The organism is Actinocrinis sp. (genome assembly GCF_035650855.1).
In the GTDB taxonomy this organism is placed as follows: domain Bacteria; phylum Actinomycetota; class Actinomycetes; order Streptomycetales; family Catenulisporaceae; genus Actinocrinis.
The window spans coordinates 20036-35347 of record NZ_DASRGV010000227.1 but is presented as its reverse complement, the minus strand read 5'-3'; the positions used below and the strand labels follow the sequence as shown (position 1 = coordinate 35347).

General features: G+C 70.7%; 16 protein-coding genes. 1 reads left to right on the top strand and 15 read right to left on the bottom strand.

Going from position 1 to position 15312, the window contains the following annotated elements; genetic code table 11:
* From VFB40_RS16795 to ffh, 12 genes are all read right to left on the bottom strand, one after another.
* Positions 1 to 239: magnesium chelatase domain-containing protein (locus tag VFB40_RS16795; RefSeq protein WP_324851673.1), on the bottom strand; the 239-nt coding region annotated here is incomplete at its 3' end.
* A gap of 522 nt (positions 240 to 761) precedes the next feature.
* Positions 762 to 1247, bottom strand: a complete 486-nt coding sequence (locus tag VFB40_RS16790) for a YraN family protein (RefSeq protein WP_324851671.1) — start codon at positions 1245 to 1247, stop codon at positions 762 to 764.
* A 173-nt stretch (positions 1248 to 1420) separates the two neighbouring features.
* Positions 1421 to 1729 carry a DUF2469 domain-containing protein gene (locus VFB40_RS16785; RefSeq protein ID WP_324851669.1) on the bottom strand — a complete coding sequence of 103 codons (309 nt, stop codon included), beginning with the start codon at positions 1727 to 1729 and terminating at the stop codon, positions 1421 to 1423.
* A gap of 12 nt (positions 1730 to 1741) precedes the next feature.
* A complete protein-coding gene (rnhB, locus tag VFB40_RS16780) occupies positions 1742 to 2530 on the bottom strand; it encodes a ribonuclease HII (RefSeq protein ID WP_414642099.1) in 789 nt (262 codons plus the stop codon).
* A 40-nt stretch (positions 2531 to 2570) separates the two neighbouring features.
* Positions 2571 to 3392, bottom strand: coding sequence for a signal peptidase I (gene lepB / locus VFB40_RS16775; protein ID WP_324851664.1), 822 nt, complete (start codon positions 3390 to 3392; stop codon positions 2571 to 2573).
* Between the two features lie 139 nt (positions 3393 to 3531).
* A complete protein-coding gene (gene lepB, locus VFB40_RS16770; RefSeq protein WP_324851662.1) occupies positions 3532 to 4545 on the bottom strand; it encodes a signal peptidase I in 1014 nt (337 codons plus the stop codon).
* 166 nt (positions 4546 to 4711) lie between these two features.
* Positions 4712 to 5065, bottom strand: a complete 354-nt coding sequence (gene rplS / locus VFB40_RS16765) for a 50S ribosomal protein L19 (protein ID WP_324851660.1) — start codon at positions 5063 to 5065, stop codon at positions 4712 to 4714.
* A gap of 153 nt (positions 5066 to 5218) precedes the next feature.
* The gene (gene trmD / locus VFB40_RS16760) at positions 5219 to 6088 is read right to left on the bottom strand and encodes a tRNA (guanosine(37)-N1)-methyltransferase TrmD (RefSeq protein WP_324851658.1); all 870 of its coding nucleotides are present in this window, start codon (positions 6086 to 6088) and stop codon (positions 5219 to 5221) included.
* A 21-nt stretch (positions 6089 to 6109) separates the two neighbouring features.
* Positions 6110 to 6652: a ribosome maturation factor RimM gene (gene rimM / locus VFB40_RS16755; protein WP_349261511.1), complete on the bottom strand. Its 543-nt coding sequence runs from the start codon at positions 6650 to 6652 to the stop codon at positions 6110 to 6112.
* A gap of 70 nt (positions 6653 to 6722) precedes the next feature.
* Positions 6723 to 6962, bottom strand: a complete 240-nt coding sequence (locus VFB40_RS16750) for an RNA-binding protein (protein WP_324838797.1) — start codon at positions 6960 to 6962, stop codon at positions 6723 to 6725.
* A 4-nt stretch (positions 6963 to 6966) separates the two neighbouring features.
* On the bottom strand, positions 6967 to 7419 hold the full coding sequence (gene rpsP / locus VFB40_RS16745) for a 30S ribosomal protein S16 (protein WP_324851655.1): 453 nt from the start codon (positions 7417 to 7419) through the stop codon (positions 6967 to 6969).
* 262 nt (positions 7420 to 7681) lie between these two features.
* Positions 7682 to 9226 carry a signal recognition particle protein gene (gene ffh, locus VFB40_RS16740; protein ID WP_324851653.1) on the bottom strand — a complete coding sequence of 515 codons (1545 nt, stop codon included), beginning with the start codon at positions 9224 to 9226 and terminating at the stop codon, positions 7682 to 7684.
* 283 nt (positions 9227 to 9509) lie between these two features.
* Here ffh and VFB40_RS16735 point away from each other — a divergent pair, with 283 nt between their 5' ends.
* Positions 9510 to 10430: an exonuclease domain-containing protein gene (locus tag VFB40_RS16735; RefSeq protein WP_324851651.1), complete on the top strand. Its 921-nt coding sequence runs from the start codon at positions 9510 to 9512 to the stop codon at positions 10428 to 10430.
* An 85-nt stretch (positions 10431 to 10515) separates the two neighbouring features.
* Here VFB40_RS16735 and VFB40_RS16730 read toward each other — a convergent pair whose 3' ends face one another.
* The 3 genes from VFB40_RS16730 to VFB40_RS16720 all read right to left on the bottom strand — a co-directional run bounded on the left by VFB40_RS16730 (position 10516) and on the right by VFB40_RS16720 (position 15311).
* Positions 10516 to 12132, bottom strand: coding sequence for a purple acid phosphatase family protein (locus VFB40_RS16730; protein ID WP_414642098.1), 1617 nt, complete (start codon positions 12130 to 12132; stop codon positions 10516 to 10518).
* Positions 12133 to 12369: 237 nt separating this feature from the next.
* Complete coding sequence (locus tag VFB40_RS16725) at positions 12370 to 14907, bottom strand: [protein-PII] uridylyltransferase (protein ID WP_324851647.1); 2538 nt, start codon at positions 14905 to 14907, stop codon at positions 12370 to 12372.
* 65 nt (positions 14908 to 14972) lie between these two features.
* Complete coding sequence (locus VFB40_RS16720; protein WP_324851646.1) at positions 14973 to 15311, bottom strand: P-II family nitrogen regulator; 339 nt, start codon at positions 15309 to 15311, stop codon at positions 14973 to 14975.
* Position 15312: the final 1 nt, after the last annotated feature.

Sequence of the window (15312 nt, the reverse complement as noted above, 5' to 3'; positions counted from 1 at the left end):
GAACCCTGTTTGCGGATCCAGGCCGGAGAGAGGCTGACGGTCAGGATCGCCTGCGGCCAGTCGATGCCGGAGTTCTGCGCGGCGGCCCGGACGCGGTCGCGGGCCTCGTTGAGCACCGAGTCGGGCAAGCCGATGAGCGTGAACTTGGGCAGGCCGGACGCCGCGTGGGCCTCGACCTCGACCGGGGTGCCGCGCAGGCCGAGAAGGCCGACCGACCAGGCGCGGCCGAAGCCGGTCATGGCGTCGCTCCGGGGCGACGGTAGGCGAGGAAGAAGAGCTGGACGGGAACGCATGCCGGTGGCGGGGCGAAGGGGCCTTCGGGTGGCAGCCAGCAGTGAGGAGAAATGGGAGGCATGAGAAGCACAGGACACTCCGGAAAGAATTGAGTGGGAGGGCGGAAGGAGGAGAGAGTGCGGACGCGCCAAGTCGCCGAGACCACGAGCGGATGCGCACTCGGCACGGCAACCCGCGCAAGCAGCACGCCGAAGCCGCGAGCGGATGCGGCGTCGGAGCGGATGCCGTACTGAGGGCGTGCCGAAGGCTGCGAACCGGATGCGCCGTCAGGCGGCCAGCGCTGTCAGCGCTGCGTGGCACATGCCGAGAGCGCGAGCGGATGCGGCTTCGGCGCGGTGGCCAGCGCTGGCAGAGCGCGGGCAGCGAACCGGGCGCAGGCCACCGCGGGGCGGCGAGCGCTGGACAGGCCAGCCAGGTCGTCGGCCCGATGCGGTGACCGGTTCGGTGAGCTGTGGGCCGTGGACGGGCTACGCGACGCCGACGAGGTGGTCGAGGCTGCGCAGGGGGTAGGGCGGGCGCGGGCCGGTGCGGATCGCGATGACGTCGATGCGCAGGCGGGCGGCGCGGTGCAGGGGCGGGGAGGCGCCGCGCTGGTGTTCGCGGAGCCAGCGGGCGGCGAGCAGCCTTAGCCGGGCGGCTTTCTCGCGGGTGACCGCCTGCGCCGGGTGCGCGAGGAGGTCGCCGGCGCGGGTTTTGACCTCGCAGGCGACCACTGTGCGGCGGTAGCGCGCGACGAGGTCAAGTTCACCGCGCAGGTCGGGGTCTCGGCACACCCAGTTGCGGTCCAGGAGCTGGTAGCCCGCGCCGAGCAGGTAGTGCGCCGCCGCCTCCTCGCCGTAACGGCCGAGCCAGTGGCCCCACTGCCGACTGCCGGGCTGGCCCTGAAGTCCGCTCGTGACGCTGACCTCGCCGCGCGTGCGGCGGTGTGCCGCGAATACTGCCGCCGTTCCCATCGTCCTGCCCCGCTTTCCCGTTCCCGTGGATCCGGCTCACGCCGGGCCGGATCTTTCCGGCAAGATCCACAATGCGGGATCAGGAGGGAGAATGGGGCAAAAATTTTCCAGGCTGTGGATAACTTTGGCGAGATTGGGTCTGACCAGGGGTTATGTCTCGGTGATTGGCGGCTTTAGTCGGTGGGGACTTCCAGGTCCGACTTGGCCAGCTCCTCGACGTTGACGTCCTTGAACGTCACGACCTTCACGTTCTTGACGAAGCGGGCCGGGCGGTACATGTCCCAGACCCACGCGTCGGACATGGTGACCTCGAAGTAGACCTCGCCGTCGGCCGAGCGGACGTCCAGGTCGACGTGGTTGGTGAGGTAGAACCGCCGCTCCGTCTCCACGACGTAACGGAAGAGCCCGACCACGTCCCGGTACTCCCGGTAGAGCTGAAGCTCCATCTCGGTCTCGTACTTCTCGAGATCCTCGGCGCTCATTCCCGCGCTCCCCTAAAAGTCCAGTCGAGCTCGTGAACCGGCTTCGGCGACTACGCCGAAGTCCAGGAGATCGCCCTGGGCGGCCTGGGCGCTCCCCTTCCCATTCTGACCCACAATCGCTCCGGCGGTGTCCTGTCCCGGGTCTCGCCCTTCCGCCACGGGGCTCGGACGCGCTCCGGGCACGTTCGCGTAGGAGCGGCGGTGCTCGGGGCACGGACCGTGCTCGTCCAGGGCCGCCTGGTGCGCAGCCGTCGAGTACCCCTTGTGAGCTGCGAAACCGTAGACCGGGTGGGTTTCGTGCAACTCGACCATGATCCGGTCGCGGGTCACCTTCGCTATCACCGAGGCCGCGGAGATGCAGGCGGCCAGCCGGTCGCCCTTGACCACGGCCTGGCTGCGGATCGCGACGCCGGGCACCGCGAAGCCGTCGAACAGGATCAGGCCCGGCGCCTGCGACAGGCCCGCGACGGCCTGGCGCAGCGCCGTGTAGTTGGCCTGCTGCACACCCATCCGGTCCACCTCGGCGGCGGGGATGATCGCCACGGCCCAGGCCGCGTGGCTGACGATCTGCTCATATGCCCGCTCGCGGGCGGCGGCGGTCATCAGCTTCGAGTCGTTGAGGCCGTCCGGCCGCAGGTCGGGGGGCAGGATGACGGCGCCGGCCACCAGCGGGCCCGCGCAGGCGCCGCGTCCCGCTTCGTCCGCACCGGCTACCGAGGCGAAGCCGTGAAGGCGCAGCGCCGCCTCGTACGCGTAGAGGTCCTGCTCTCCGCCGAGGGTCGGCGGTAACGGGATGCCCAGATCGAGGGGCTGCTGGAGCGCTGACACGTAATCAGATTAGCTACTCGTGCGCCTGCTGAGCCTTCCGGGCAAGCTTGCGCAGCTTCCGACGCCGACGCAGCAAGGTCACGGGCAACGCGCCGACCATCGCCACGGCCGGGACGCCACCGGGAGCGGCAAGCGTGGACAGGCCGGTCTGCTTGAACGTGTTGGGCACCGGCAGCGTGCCCCAGTGGCTGATCGGCCAGATGATCAGATCGGCTCGGCCGACGACCGCGCTGACTGGGATGGTGCCGCCGTTGAGCGCCTGGTGCGCACGGGAGTCCTCGGAGACGCCGCGGTGGTCACCCATGACCCACAGCCGGCCCTGCGGGACCGTGATGTCGAAGGTGCCGTCCTGGCCCGAGCCCGGCGAGTCGCCCGGATACAGGTACGTCTCATCGAGCGGTACGCCGTTGACCGTGATCTGGCCCTGTGCGTTACAGCACACCACGTGGTCGCCGCCCACGCCGATGACCCGCTTGATCAGGTCGCCGTTGTCCTGGGGCAGCACGCCGACGAAGGTGAGCGTCTTGGTGAGCCAGTTGCTGCTTGACGTGGTCTCCTCGGGGCCGAGCCAGCCGCCCGGGTCCTGGAAGACGACCACCTGGCCGCGCTGGGGCTGCCCGCCGAGCCACACCGAGGCCCGGTTCACCAGCACCCGGTCGCCGATCGCGAGGGTGTTCTGCATCGAACCGCTCGGGATGAAGAACGCCTGGACCAGGAAGGTCTTGATCAGGAAGGCGAGGAAGAGGGCGAAGACGACGAGGAATGGCAGTTCCACGATGAACGGGCGCGGCTTCTTCGGGAACAGGAAGCGCCATACGGCCGCGAACGGCAGCAAGACCCAGCCGAGCGCCGTGCGCGGCTTAGCGGCCCCCTCTTCGCCTCCGCTGCCCTCCGGCTGCGGCTGGCCGGGATCCTCGGCCCCGGGCTCCTCTGCGGCTCCTGTGTACCCGTTGCGGCCGGCGGCTGACGACTCCTCAGACGCCGCGGTCCCCGCGTTCGGCGTCTGCTCGGCGAAGCCTGCGTGCGCCGCGAAGCCATCCGGCTCCGGGAACCCGCCATCGCCACCGTGTCCGCGCGAACCGTCCCCATCGGTTCCACGCCCACCGGTCACCGTCCCGGGCTGCCCCTGTGCGCCCAGTGCGTCCGGTCTGTCCAATGCCACGTCGCAACCTCGTGTCTGTTAGGAACCGTGTCGACCTAGCCCATCGCCACCCTCGCCGGCCCAGTAGCCGCACCGGGAACGCCCCGAGGAGCGCCGCGGTGGCAGGCAGCGCCGGAGCCGGCGGGAACCCGGCCAACGCCTTCTGGTGAAAGGTAGCCGGAACACCCAGTCCGCCGGCGCGGCTTGGCGGCCAGATCAACACGAACGCGTGACCCACCACGTCGCTGATTGGCACAGTACCGTCAGATCCGCCGGTCATGTGGTATCTGGAATCTGCCGAGTCCCCGCGGTTGTCCCCCATCACCCAGATCCGGCCCGGCTTGACCGTGACGTCGAAGCGGATCGTGGAAGGCTGCGCGCCCGGGAAGAGATAACCCGTCTCGTCGAGCGGTACGCCGTTGACCGTGATCCGTCCCTGCGCGTCACAGCAAACGACACGATCGCCGGGTACCCCGATGACCCGCTTGATCAGATCGTGTTCGTTGGCGGAGGGCAGCAGGCCGACATATGTGAAGACGCTCTTGACGTCACGCACTATCGGATTGTCCGAAGCCGGCGTGGCCGTGCCCTCAAGCCAGCCGCCGGGATCGTGGAAGACCACGATCTGGCCGCGCTGCGGCTGGGCGCCGAACCAGGGCGAGAACTTGTTCACCAGCACCCGGTCGCCCGGCATGATCGTGTTCTGCATCGACTGCGACGGGATGAAGAACGCCTGCACCATGAAGGTCTTGATACCGAGGGCGAGCAGCAGGGCGATGCCGAGCAGGATGGGAATCTCCCGCCACAACTTGATCGGCTTAAGCCGGCGTCGCCGCCCCTTCGCCACGCCGATCCTCCAGTCGCCTCGCACCGCGCCGCGCGCTGGTGCCACCAGCCTCGCAGACTACCGATTCCGCCTGAAGAAAGGCGAACACCCCCGGTTCCCGAGGGTACCGAGGGTGACACGGGAAAAGTAGGCCGCCGGTTCTGCGGAATCCGGCGAACCGGCCGAACTACCGCGCGTAGTCGACCTTCTCCTTGATCTTCGCCTTCTTGCCGCGCAGGTCACGCAGGTAGTAGAGCTTCGCACGGCGCACGTCGCCGCGGGTGACGACCTCGATCTTCTCGATCACCGGGGTGTGCACCGGGAAGGTGCGCTCCACGCCGACGCCGAAGCTGATCTTGCGGACGGTGAAGGTCTCACGCACGCCCGCGCCCTGGCGGCGGATCACGACGCCCTTGAACACCTGGATCCGGGAGCGGTTGCCCTCGACGACCCGGACGTGCACGTTGAGGGTGTCACCGGGGTGGAAGGCGGGTACGTCGGAGCGCAGCGACTGAAAGTCGAGCTCGTCTAGCTTCTGCATCGTGGTCTCCTCGCAGGTGCCACAGGTCACCCACGGCTTCAGTGGTTTGCGTGATCGTCGGGCCTCGACCGTGCTGCGCGCTTCGCTCCCCCCATGGCAGGAGTGGCGCGGACCGCAGGGTGACGCGGCCGGTCGGGCCGACGGGTCAGTCTCTCACGCGGGGGGCTGATCGGCGAAATCGTCCGGTGCACGGCCGTCCGGCGCCTTGTCTTCAGCGGCACGGTCCGGCACCAGGCGGTCGCCCTCGATGTGCCAGCCGAGCGCGGCGAGCGCGATGCGGTCCTTCTTGTCGAGCGCGGCCGGGTCGAGCCTGGCGAGCAGTTCGGGCCGGTGCGCTGCCGTTCGCGCGAAGGCCTGGTCGCGGCGCCAGCGAGCGATCGCGCCGTGGTTGCCGGAGGTCAGGATCTCGGGAACGGCACGGCCGCGCCACTCAGCCGGCTTGGTGTACGCCGGGCCTTCCAGCAGGCTTTCCATCGCGCCGGCGGCGAAGGAGTCGTCACGGACCGATTCGGCGTTGCCCAGGACACCGGGCAACAGCCGTCCGATCGCTTCGACCATGACGAGAACGGCGACCTCACCCCCCGCCAGCACGTAATCGCCGATAGAGAGCTCTTCTACGGGCATCCGCTCGACCGCTGCGTCGATAACGCGCCGATCGATGCCCTCATACCGACCGCAGGCGAAGATCAGCCACGGCGACTCAGCCAGCTGCGCTGCCTTGGCTTGGGTGAAGGGGCGACCGCTGGGCGTCGGTACGACCAGCGTCGGCAGCAGCTCAGGTGACTCGGGCGCGACGTCGGCGATCACCGCGTCGAGCGCCTCACCCCACGGCTCCGGCTTCATCACCATGCCGGGACCGCCGCCGTAAGGAGTGTCGTCGACGGTGCGATGGACGTCGTGGGTCCACGAACGCAAGTCGTGCGTGCGTACTTCCAGCAGGCCGCGGTCCGCAGCCTTGCCGATGAGTGAGACGCCCAGCGGCGCCAGGTATTCGGGAAAGATCGTGATGACGTCGATACGCACGGGACCGCCTGCGGACGCTGCTCAGGAGTCCGCGGTCGCGGGCTTGGGCGGATCGGCCAGCTCGAGCAGGCCCTCGGGCGGATCGACCAGGACGGTCTGCTCCTCCAGGTCGACGTCGGGCACGATCTCCTCGACGAACGGGATGAGCACCTCGCGGCCGTCCGGCCGGGTCACCGCGAACAGGTCCTGCGTGGGCAGGTGCAGCATCTCGGCGACCGTGCCGACCTCGCGGCCGTCCACGGTCACCACCCGAAGTCCGACCAGCTGATGGTCGTAGAACTCGTCGGGATCGTCCGGCAGCTCGTCCGGGTCCACATCGACGATGAGCATCGTGTTGCGCAGGCCCTCGGCCGCGGTACGGTCCTCGACGCCCTGGAACCGCAGCACCAGACGGCCCCCCTGCACCCGCCCGGAGGCGACGGTCAGCGGGCCGCGGCGGGCCGGGTCGGTCTCCAGCACGGCCCCCGGCGCGAACCGCAGGTCGGGATCGTCGGTGCGCACCTCGACCGTGACCTCGCCGCGCAGGCCGTGGGCCTTGCCGATACGGCCGACGACGAGCCGCAGCTTCTCGCGCGGCTCGCCGTCGTCGGGTCCGTTCGCCGTCATCTGGTCGGCAGACATCAGGTCCGCGCGCTCAGCGATAGCCGGGCGCTTCGACCAGGTCGATGCGGACCGAGCGGCCCTCGAGCGCGCCGATCACGGTGCGCAGCGCCTTGGCCGTGCGGCCCTGGCGTCCGATGACCTTGCCCAGGTCGTCGGGGTGCACCCGGACCTCGAGGATCCGGCCGCGGCGCAGCGCGCGATCCCGGACGACTACCTCGTCCGGGTGCTCGACGATGCCCTTGACCAGGTGCTCAAGCGCCTCTTCCAACATCGGCTCAGGCCTCGGTGGCCGCGGCCGGGGTCTCGGTCTCGGCCGGCTTGGCGGCGGCCTCTTCGGCTGGCTTCTCGGAACGCTTGCGCGAGGCGGTGGTGGCCGCCTTGGGCTCGTTCTCGGCCTCCTTGTGCGCGGCCTCGAACAGCGCCTTGCGGTCCGCCTTCGGCGCGGCGACCTTCATCGGCGGCGGGGCGGGCAGGCCCTTGAACTTCTGCCAGTCACCGGTCACGCGCAGGATCGCGGCGACCGACTCGGTCGGCTGCGCGCCGACGCCGAGCCAGTACTGGACGCGGTCCGACTTCACCTCGATGAAGGACGGGTCCTCCTTCGGGTGGTACTTGCCGATCTCCTCGATCGCGCGACCGTCCCGCTTGGTGCGGGCGTCGGCGACGACGATGCGGTACTGCGGCGTGCGGATCTTGCCCAGACGCTTCAGCTTGATCTTGACTGCCACGGGAGTGGGATCTCCTGGATTCTCAATTCGGTTGGGTGGCCGAGCCGCCGCGTGGGGATTGCGGTTTCCGGCCTCCCGGCGGACGCGGAGCCGGCGGAGAGAGGGGCCGCGCGGTCCGAGTACTCGACCTGCCATTCTGCCAGACCGCAGGGGGTGCGAATTACCAAACCCCGGTTCGGTAGGTACCGCGAACCGCCCCGGTAACGCCTAGGGCGTCCGGAGATGCGTTACCGGACGCCCTGACGATCGCCTCGTCGCCTGCTCAGCCGAGCATCTTCTTGATCTCGTCCGGCAGCTCGAAGTCCCCGCCGGGGTTCGGCAGCTGCGGCAGCGCCGGGCCCGCGGCCGCGCGCTGCGCCTTGGCCTGCTCCTCCGCCGCGCGCTTGACCGGGTTGCCGGAGCGGCTGCGCCCCTTCTTGTTGCGGGCGGCCTGCGCGTTGGCCTTCTGCTTGGCGGACATGCGGCGGCCGCCGCCGGGACCGAAGCCCGGGATGCCGGGAATGCCGCCGCGGCTCATCGTGCGCATCGCCTTCTGCGCCTCGAAGAACCGCTCGACCAGGTTGTTGACCGCGGAGACCGAGACGCCGGAGCCGCGGGCGATGCGGGCGCGGCGGGAGCCGTTGAGGATCTTCGGGTCCTGCCGCTCGGCCGGGGTCATCGACCGGATGATCGCGCTGACCCGGTCGATCTCCTTCTCGTCGATCTGGTTGAGCTGCTGGCGCACCTCGGCCATGCCGGGCAGCATGCCGAGGATCTTCTGCATGGAGCCCATCTTGCGCAGCTGCTCCATCTGCGCGAGGAAGTCGTCCAGCGTGAAGGAGTCCCCGCCCATGATCTTGCGGGCCATCTCCTCGGCCTGCTGGGCGTCGAAGGTGCGCTCGGCCTGCTCGATCAGGGTGAGCACGTCGCCCATGCCCAGGATCCGGGAGGCCATCCGGTCCGGGTGGAAGACGTCGAAGTCCTCGAGCTTCTCGCCGTTGGAGGCGAACATCACCTGACGGCCGGTCACCTGCGCGACCGAGAGGGCCGCGCCGCCGCGCGCGTCGCCGTCGAGCTTGGTGAGCACCACGCCGTCGAAGCCGACGCCGTCGAGGAAGGCCTGCGCCGTGGTGACCGCGTCCTGGCCGATCATCGCGTCGACGACGAACAGGATCTCGTCCGGGCTGACCGCGTCGCGGATGTCGGCGGCCTGCTGCATCAGCTCGGCGTCGATGCCGAGGCGTCCGGCGGTGTCGACGACCACGACGTCGTACATCTTGTCGCGGGCGTACTGGATCGAGTCCTGCGCGACCTTGACCGGGTTACCGACTCCGTTGCCCGGTTCAGGCGCGAACACCGACACACCGGCCCGCTCGCCGACCACCTGCAGCTGAGTTACCGCGTTGGGCCGCTGCAGGTCCGCGGCGACGAGCAGCGGGCTGTGCCCTTGCCCCTTGAGCCAGCGGCCGAGCTTGCCGGCCAGGGTGGTCTTACCGGCGCCCTGGAGGCCCGCGAGCAGGATCACCGTCGGCGGGCGCTTGGCGTATCTGATCCGGCGGGTCTGCCCGCCGAGGATCGAGATGAGCTCCTCGTTGACGATCTTGATGACCTGCTGGGCGGGGTTGAGCGCCTGGGAGACCTCGGCGCCGAGGGCCCGCTGCTTGACCGCGGCCACGAACTGGCGCACCGCGGGCAGCGCCACGTCGGCTTCCAGCAGCGCGATGCGAATCTCGCGGCAGGTGGCGTCGATGTCCTGTTCGGACAGGCGGCCCTTGCCGCGCAGGGACTTGAAGGTCGCTGCCAAGCGGTCGGAAAGCGTGTCGAACACGGCGCCGTCAGATCCTCGCTGCTTTGAAGGGACTGAAGTTGTTGCGTACTGCCTTAGCTGTTGCGCACTGCCTTGCCAGAGTGGAGCGCCGGCCACGGGGCGCTCGAGCGGTCCTCGAATGCTCCCGCCGAAGCGGCTGAAACAGTGGCGTCCCGCGGACGGGCACGCGTGCGTCTCGGTCAAGGGTATCCGCTGGCGCTGCGTGGCCGGATCCGCCGCGGCTGGATTGTCGGTGCTGTCGCCTATGGTGAGGTTCAGTCAAGCAGAGAGGTCGGTGGCGGCCATGGCGCCGAACCGGTACGCCGGTGCGTGTAAGACCTGTGGGGAGATGGTTCCCGAGCAGGGCGGCGAGCTGCGCAAAGAGTCGGACGCGTGGGTCGTCTACCACCTCGCCTGCCTGCCCGCGCCGGCTCCCGGCTGGCACACCGGACTGATCGGTTCCTACGACTGCGAGACGACCGGGACCGACCCGTTCTCCGCGCGGCTGGTCTCAGCGGCCTTCGTCACCTCGACCGGCGAGCGGTTCGAGTTCCTGGTCGATCCGGGCGTGGAGATCCCGGCGGAGGCGGCCGCGGTGCACGGGATCAGCACCGAGCAGGCCCGCGCGCACGGCACCCAGCCGGCCGAGGCGCTGGAGCGGATCGCCGCGCTGCTGGCCGCGCACCTGGCCAAGGGCGCTCCGCTGGTGGTCTTCAACGCGCCCTTCGACCTCACCCTGCTTGAGGCCGAACTGGAGCGGCACGGCCTGCGGGCGCTGCGGGACCGGGTCGCTGCGGTGGCTCCGATCGTGGACCCGCTGATCATCGACCGGACCATGGATCGGTTCCGCAAGGGCAGCCGGACGCTTGAGGCGCAGTGCGCGCACTACGGCGTGACCATCGAGAACGCGCACGACGCCTGCGCGGATGCGGTCGCCGCGCTGGAGGTGGCTCGCGCGCAGGCGGCGCGGTACCAGGAGGTCGCGGAGGCGAGCCTCACCGAGTTGCACGCCCGGCAGACGACCTGGAAGGCGGCCGCCGAGGCGGATTTCGCGCAGTACAAGGCCCGGCGCGGCGAGCCGTTCACCCCGGAGCCGGGCTGGCCGGTCCGCATCCCGCGGCCGGACGAGGCGCGCGGCGCACAGGGTGTGCAAACCGCGCGGCCTCGCCAGCCGGAGGCTTCATCCGGCGCCGCGGCTCCCTCCGGGGCGCCGTCCGCCGTCTGAGCGGGCCTGAGCGGCTGAGACCCCAGCCCAGGCCGGCCCGCAGCGGCTAGCCGCACTGCGCGTCACGGCGCGAGCCGTCAGCGCCTCAGCCGTCCGAGCGCTTGCGGTGCAGCGTGAAGGACTCGAGCGGCGCGATCGCCCCGTCCGGCTGCGCCACGGTGTAGTAGGTGACCCGGATCGAGGTCTGGCCGCCGGGCCGGTTGCCCGGGTCCACGTCGAAGGCCGCGAAGCCGTACGGGTGGGTCAGGTCGCGGAAGGCCGACCAGACGGCCTGCTCGAAGACGTAGGTCGGCGTCTTCTTGCCGTTGGCGCCGACCGCGCCGACCGACGTGATGACCTTGCCGGTGCCGTCGGTGAAGAACTTCGAGTTCGATGGCGAGTTTGTGCCACCTCCGCCGAGCACCATGTGCACGGTTCCCTGCGCGGTGTCGATGTCGTCGGTCGCCGAGGAGACCGGGTTCGGGGTGAGCGTCTCGGAGCCGGACACGGTGCCGCGCACCGCGAGGGAGCGCTCGTAGTCGTGCTCGTGCCCGCACAGCACCAGGTCCACCTCGTACCGGTCGAACAGCGGCCCCCAGTTCTGCCGGATGCCCAGGTCGGCGCCGTTCGCATCCGACGAGCTGACCATCACCTGGTGCATGCAGACCACGATCCAGTCGATCTGCCGGGAGGCGCGCGCCGCCTTGAGCTGCCGCTCGAGCCAGGCCCGCTGCTCGCCGCCGCTGTAGCCGTTGACGTACGAGTCTCCGGCGTCCTGCAGCGCCACCTCGTCGTTCTGCAGCACGATGACCCGGACGCTGCCGGCCGTGAACGCGTACCACAGGCCGTTCCAGTCGGCCGAGCCGTTGCCCGGCAGCGCGAAGCGGGTGAGGTAGGCCTGGTAGCCGATCGGGCCGTTGCCCTTCTCGTTCTCGTGGTTTCCGGCGGCGGGCATCCACGGCCGGTAGCGGGTCGAGCGGGTGTTGTTCGCGAAGAAGGAGTTCCAGGTACGCACCCGGTCGTTGGAGAGGTTCGCGTAGCAGAGGTCTCCGTTGAGCAGGTGGAAGAGCGGCTGGACCTGCTCGATGCCGTGCACGATGTCGGCGGCGGCGGGCGAGGCCAGGCCGCTGATTCCGGCGCTGTACGTACCGGATCCGGCTCCGGGCAGCCAGCCGACACTGGGCACGGACTGGTCGCCGAAGCTGGTGAACGTGAACGGCGCGCGGCCGGTCGGTGCGGTACGGAACGTTCCGGCGTCAGGCAGGACGCCGTCGCCGAGCGCTGCGTAGATGTAGGTCGTGTCAGGGTGCAGGTTCGTCAGGTGCGCGTGGTGAACGTAGACCTCGCGGTTACTGGCGGCGTCGATGTACGTACGGGTCTCTGCCTTAGCCTCGTGACCGAAGCCGTCCTCCGGCGTGCCGTACCGCACTCTGGCCTTCGAGACCGGCGTGACGCTGGACCAGGACACGAACATCTCACGCGACGGGTCTGCACCGAACGTGAGGTGCAGGCCGTCCACCGGCGGCGCGCCAAGCTTCTCCGGCTGGCGCCACAGCAGCGGTGACGTGGCCTGGGCGGCGGCGGTCACGCTCGATACGGACGCAGCCGACGCGGCCGACGCCGAGGCCGGAGCGGCGACGGCCACCGGCGCGCCGGCGAGCGCGCCGCCGACCACGGCCGCGCGCAGCGCCGAGCGGCGGCTGAATCCGCCGTTCTCTGGCAGCGTGGCCTCGGACTCGGCGCTCTCGGCTGGGTGGCTCAACGAAGCAGTGGTGACAGGACTGGTGGGCTCCACGGGACGCCTCCTGGCGGGACGGCACGGCCGACTCGTTCACGGCTCGTTCTCGGGCTCGCCGCGACGCTATCCCGCGCCTGAACTGCCGGTGTGAACGCGAGGTGAAGCGCAGTCCAAATCTTCGACGGTTTAGGAATCCGGCGGCAAAGCGCTGGTCCGGGCGGGTCAGGCGCCGATTGCCGACCGGATCCGTTCGGCCACACGCTCTGCGTCGTGAGTGGCGAGCCGGGCGCCGTCCGGGCCGGTGAGGTAGAACACGTCGATCGCTTCGGCGCCGAGGGTGGCGATGCGCGCGGTGGCGATATCCGCCCCGGCGGCCGCGATCGCGGAGGCGACCCGGTGCAGCAGGCCTGGCGTGTCGCCCGCGCGGATCTCGATCACCGTGGCGACCGCCGAGGCGTCTTCGAGCACTGCCACGGACGGCGGCTGGGCCAGCCGGGCACGGCCTACCGGGCGGTGCTCGGCCTCCCGGGACGCGACGCGTGCGGCCAGGTCGAGCCCTCCGCCGAGCGCGGCGCGCAGGTCGGTGCGCAGCCGCGCGATGTCCGGTAGTTCGCCGTATTCCGCGGCGACAGTCCAGCGCTGCACCGCCCACGGCTCGCCGCCATCGCCGCCTTCGCCGCCATCGCCGCCTTCGCCGCCTTCGCCAGCTGCGACCGATCCGACCGTCTCGACTTCGGCGGCGAGGATCCGCACATGCCTCAGACTGAGCACGCCAGCGACCGTCGCCAGCACCCCGATCTGGTCCGGCAGAGCGACATCGAGCCTTGCGACGCCGGCCGCGCCGGGAGCCAGTGCCAGCACCGCCAGCCGGTCGGGCGACGCGGCCGCGCGCGCGGCGAGCGCGGAACCGTCGAATGCGGGAGCGGCGGCCAGTGTGTGTCCGGCGAGCCGGGCACGCGCGCGGTCCGCGAGCCCGCGCAGCAGCGCCTCGCGCCAGCGGCTCCACACCGCAGGACCGGTCGCCTCCGAATCGGCCTCGGTGAGCGCGTGCAGCAGCGCGACGAACTCGGCGGCGTCGACGGAGCCCCCGGGCACGTCGGCGGCGGCCAGCAGCGCGTCCAACGTCGCCGGATCGTCCGGGTCCCGGTTGACCGCCAGCTGCGCGAGCAGCAGGTGGTGGCGGACGAGCGCGGCGAGCACGGCGCTGTCCGCGGCGTTGAAGCCGAGGCGCGCGGCGAGGTCCACGACGATTTCGGCGCCGGCTTCGCTGTGGTCGAGCGGTTCGCCGTTCTCGTCGTGCAGGCCCTTGCCGAGGTCGTGGCAGACGGCTGCGACGAGCAGCAGGTCCGGCCGGGCGACGCGTCGGGTGCGCTTGGCCGCCTGGACCGCGGTCTGTACGGAGTGCCGGTCGACGGTGTGGATGTGCAGCGCGTTGCGTTGTGGCAGGGATCTGGTTCGCTCCCACTCGGGCAGCAGCCGGCTAAGCAGCGAGGTGCGGTCCAGGGCCTCCCACACCGGGACGAGGCCCGGCCCCGAGCCGAGGAGGCGCACGAACTCCTCGCGGGCCGCGCGCGGCCAGGGAACCGGCAAGGGCGCGGCGTCCTCGCCGAGGCGGCGCAGCGCCGCAGGCGCGAGGGGCAGTCCTGCCGAGGCCGCTGCGGCCGCGGCGCGCAGCAGCAGTACCGGGTCACGCGCCGGGTCTGCCGCGAGCGCAAGGGTCGCTTCCCCGTCCGCCGCGACGACGCCGTCCGCGAGTGGCGTGCGTTGTGCCGCAGCGCCGCGCCGGCGACCCGACCACCTGCGCTGAGTCAGCACCTGATCGATCCGCCGCCACGCGACGTCGCAGGCATACGCGATGGTGCGTGCGGCGTCAGCGACCTCGGCCAGCAGCTCGTCGGCGCCGCCGGTGAGCCCTAGCCGCGCCGCTACGTCGTCCTGTTCCTGAAGCAGCAACCGATCCGCGGCCCGGCCGGTGGTGATGTGCAGTGCGTCGCGCACGTCGAGCAGGCGGACCCGCGCGGCTTCGGGTTCGCCGTGCGGGATGTCGGCGAGCCAGGACGCTGAGATGGCGGTGAGCGCGTATGCATCGCGCAGTCCGCCGATCGCCTCCTTGAGGTCGCCCTCGAGCCGGTAGGCCAGTTCGCCGTGCAGTTCGAGTCGTTCGGCGCGCGTGGCCTGCACTTCGGGCAGCCGCTTGGCCGCTCCGGCGCGCCAGTCGGAGAGCGCGGACGTGCGCAGCCCCGCCGTCAGCGTGGGGTCGCCGACGATGTGACGCGCCGTCAGCAGCCCGAGGGCGACCGGCAGATCCTCCTTCGCCATGGATCGCGCCTCGCCGATCGTGCGCACCGAGTGGTCGAGCTTCACCTTCGAGTCCCAGACCGGGTACCAGATCGCGTCGGCGAGCTTGGCGATCCGGTCGGACTTGTGCGAGCCGTCGTGCAGCAGCAGTACGTCAAGGTCGCTGCCCGGGGACAGTTCCGCGCGGCCGTAGCCGCCGACGGCCACCAGCGCGACGCCTGTGGCATGGCTCGCCGCTCCCGCCTGCCCGCTCACAGCGCTCAAACCGGCGGCGGCCAGTGCGTCCGCGAACAGCTCCGTCAGCCACGCGTCGGCCGCCTCGGCGAGCGCGCCGCGCAGCTTCGGCCCGCGCAGCCCGGAGGCGATCAGCTCGGTGCGCTGCTCGGCGTATCCCATGCGGCCTCTCCGCTCGCTCCCGTTCCGGCTCTGCTCACGCCGGTGCTGCTGACTCCACGCTGCCACGTCACCCTGGCACGCGGACGGGCGGAGACCGGATCCGGCCTCCGCCCGCTCACCCCGCCTGTGACTTAGAGCGCGTCCGCTCCACGCTCGCCGGTGCGCACCCGCACCACGGACTCGACCGGGGTGACCCACACCTTGCCGTCGCCGATCTTGCCGGTCTGCGCGGCCTTGGCGATGACGTCGATCAGGGTCTCTACGTCGTGGTCCTCGACCAGCAGGTCCAGCTTGATCTTCGGCACCAGGTCGATGGTGTACTCGGCGCCGCGGTAGACCTCGGTGTGACCGCGCTGGCGGCCGTAGCCGGAGGCCTCGGTGACCGTCAGCCCGTGCACGCCGAAGGCCTGCAGCGCGGTCTTGACCTCGTCCAGCTTGTACGGCTTGATGATCGCGGTGATCAGCTTCATG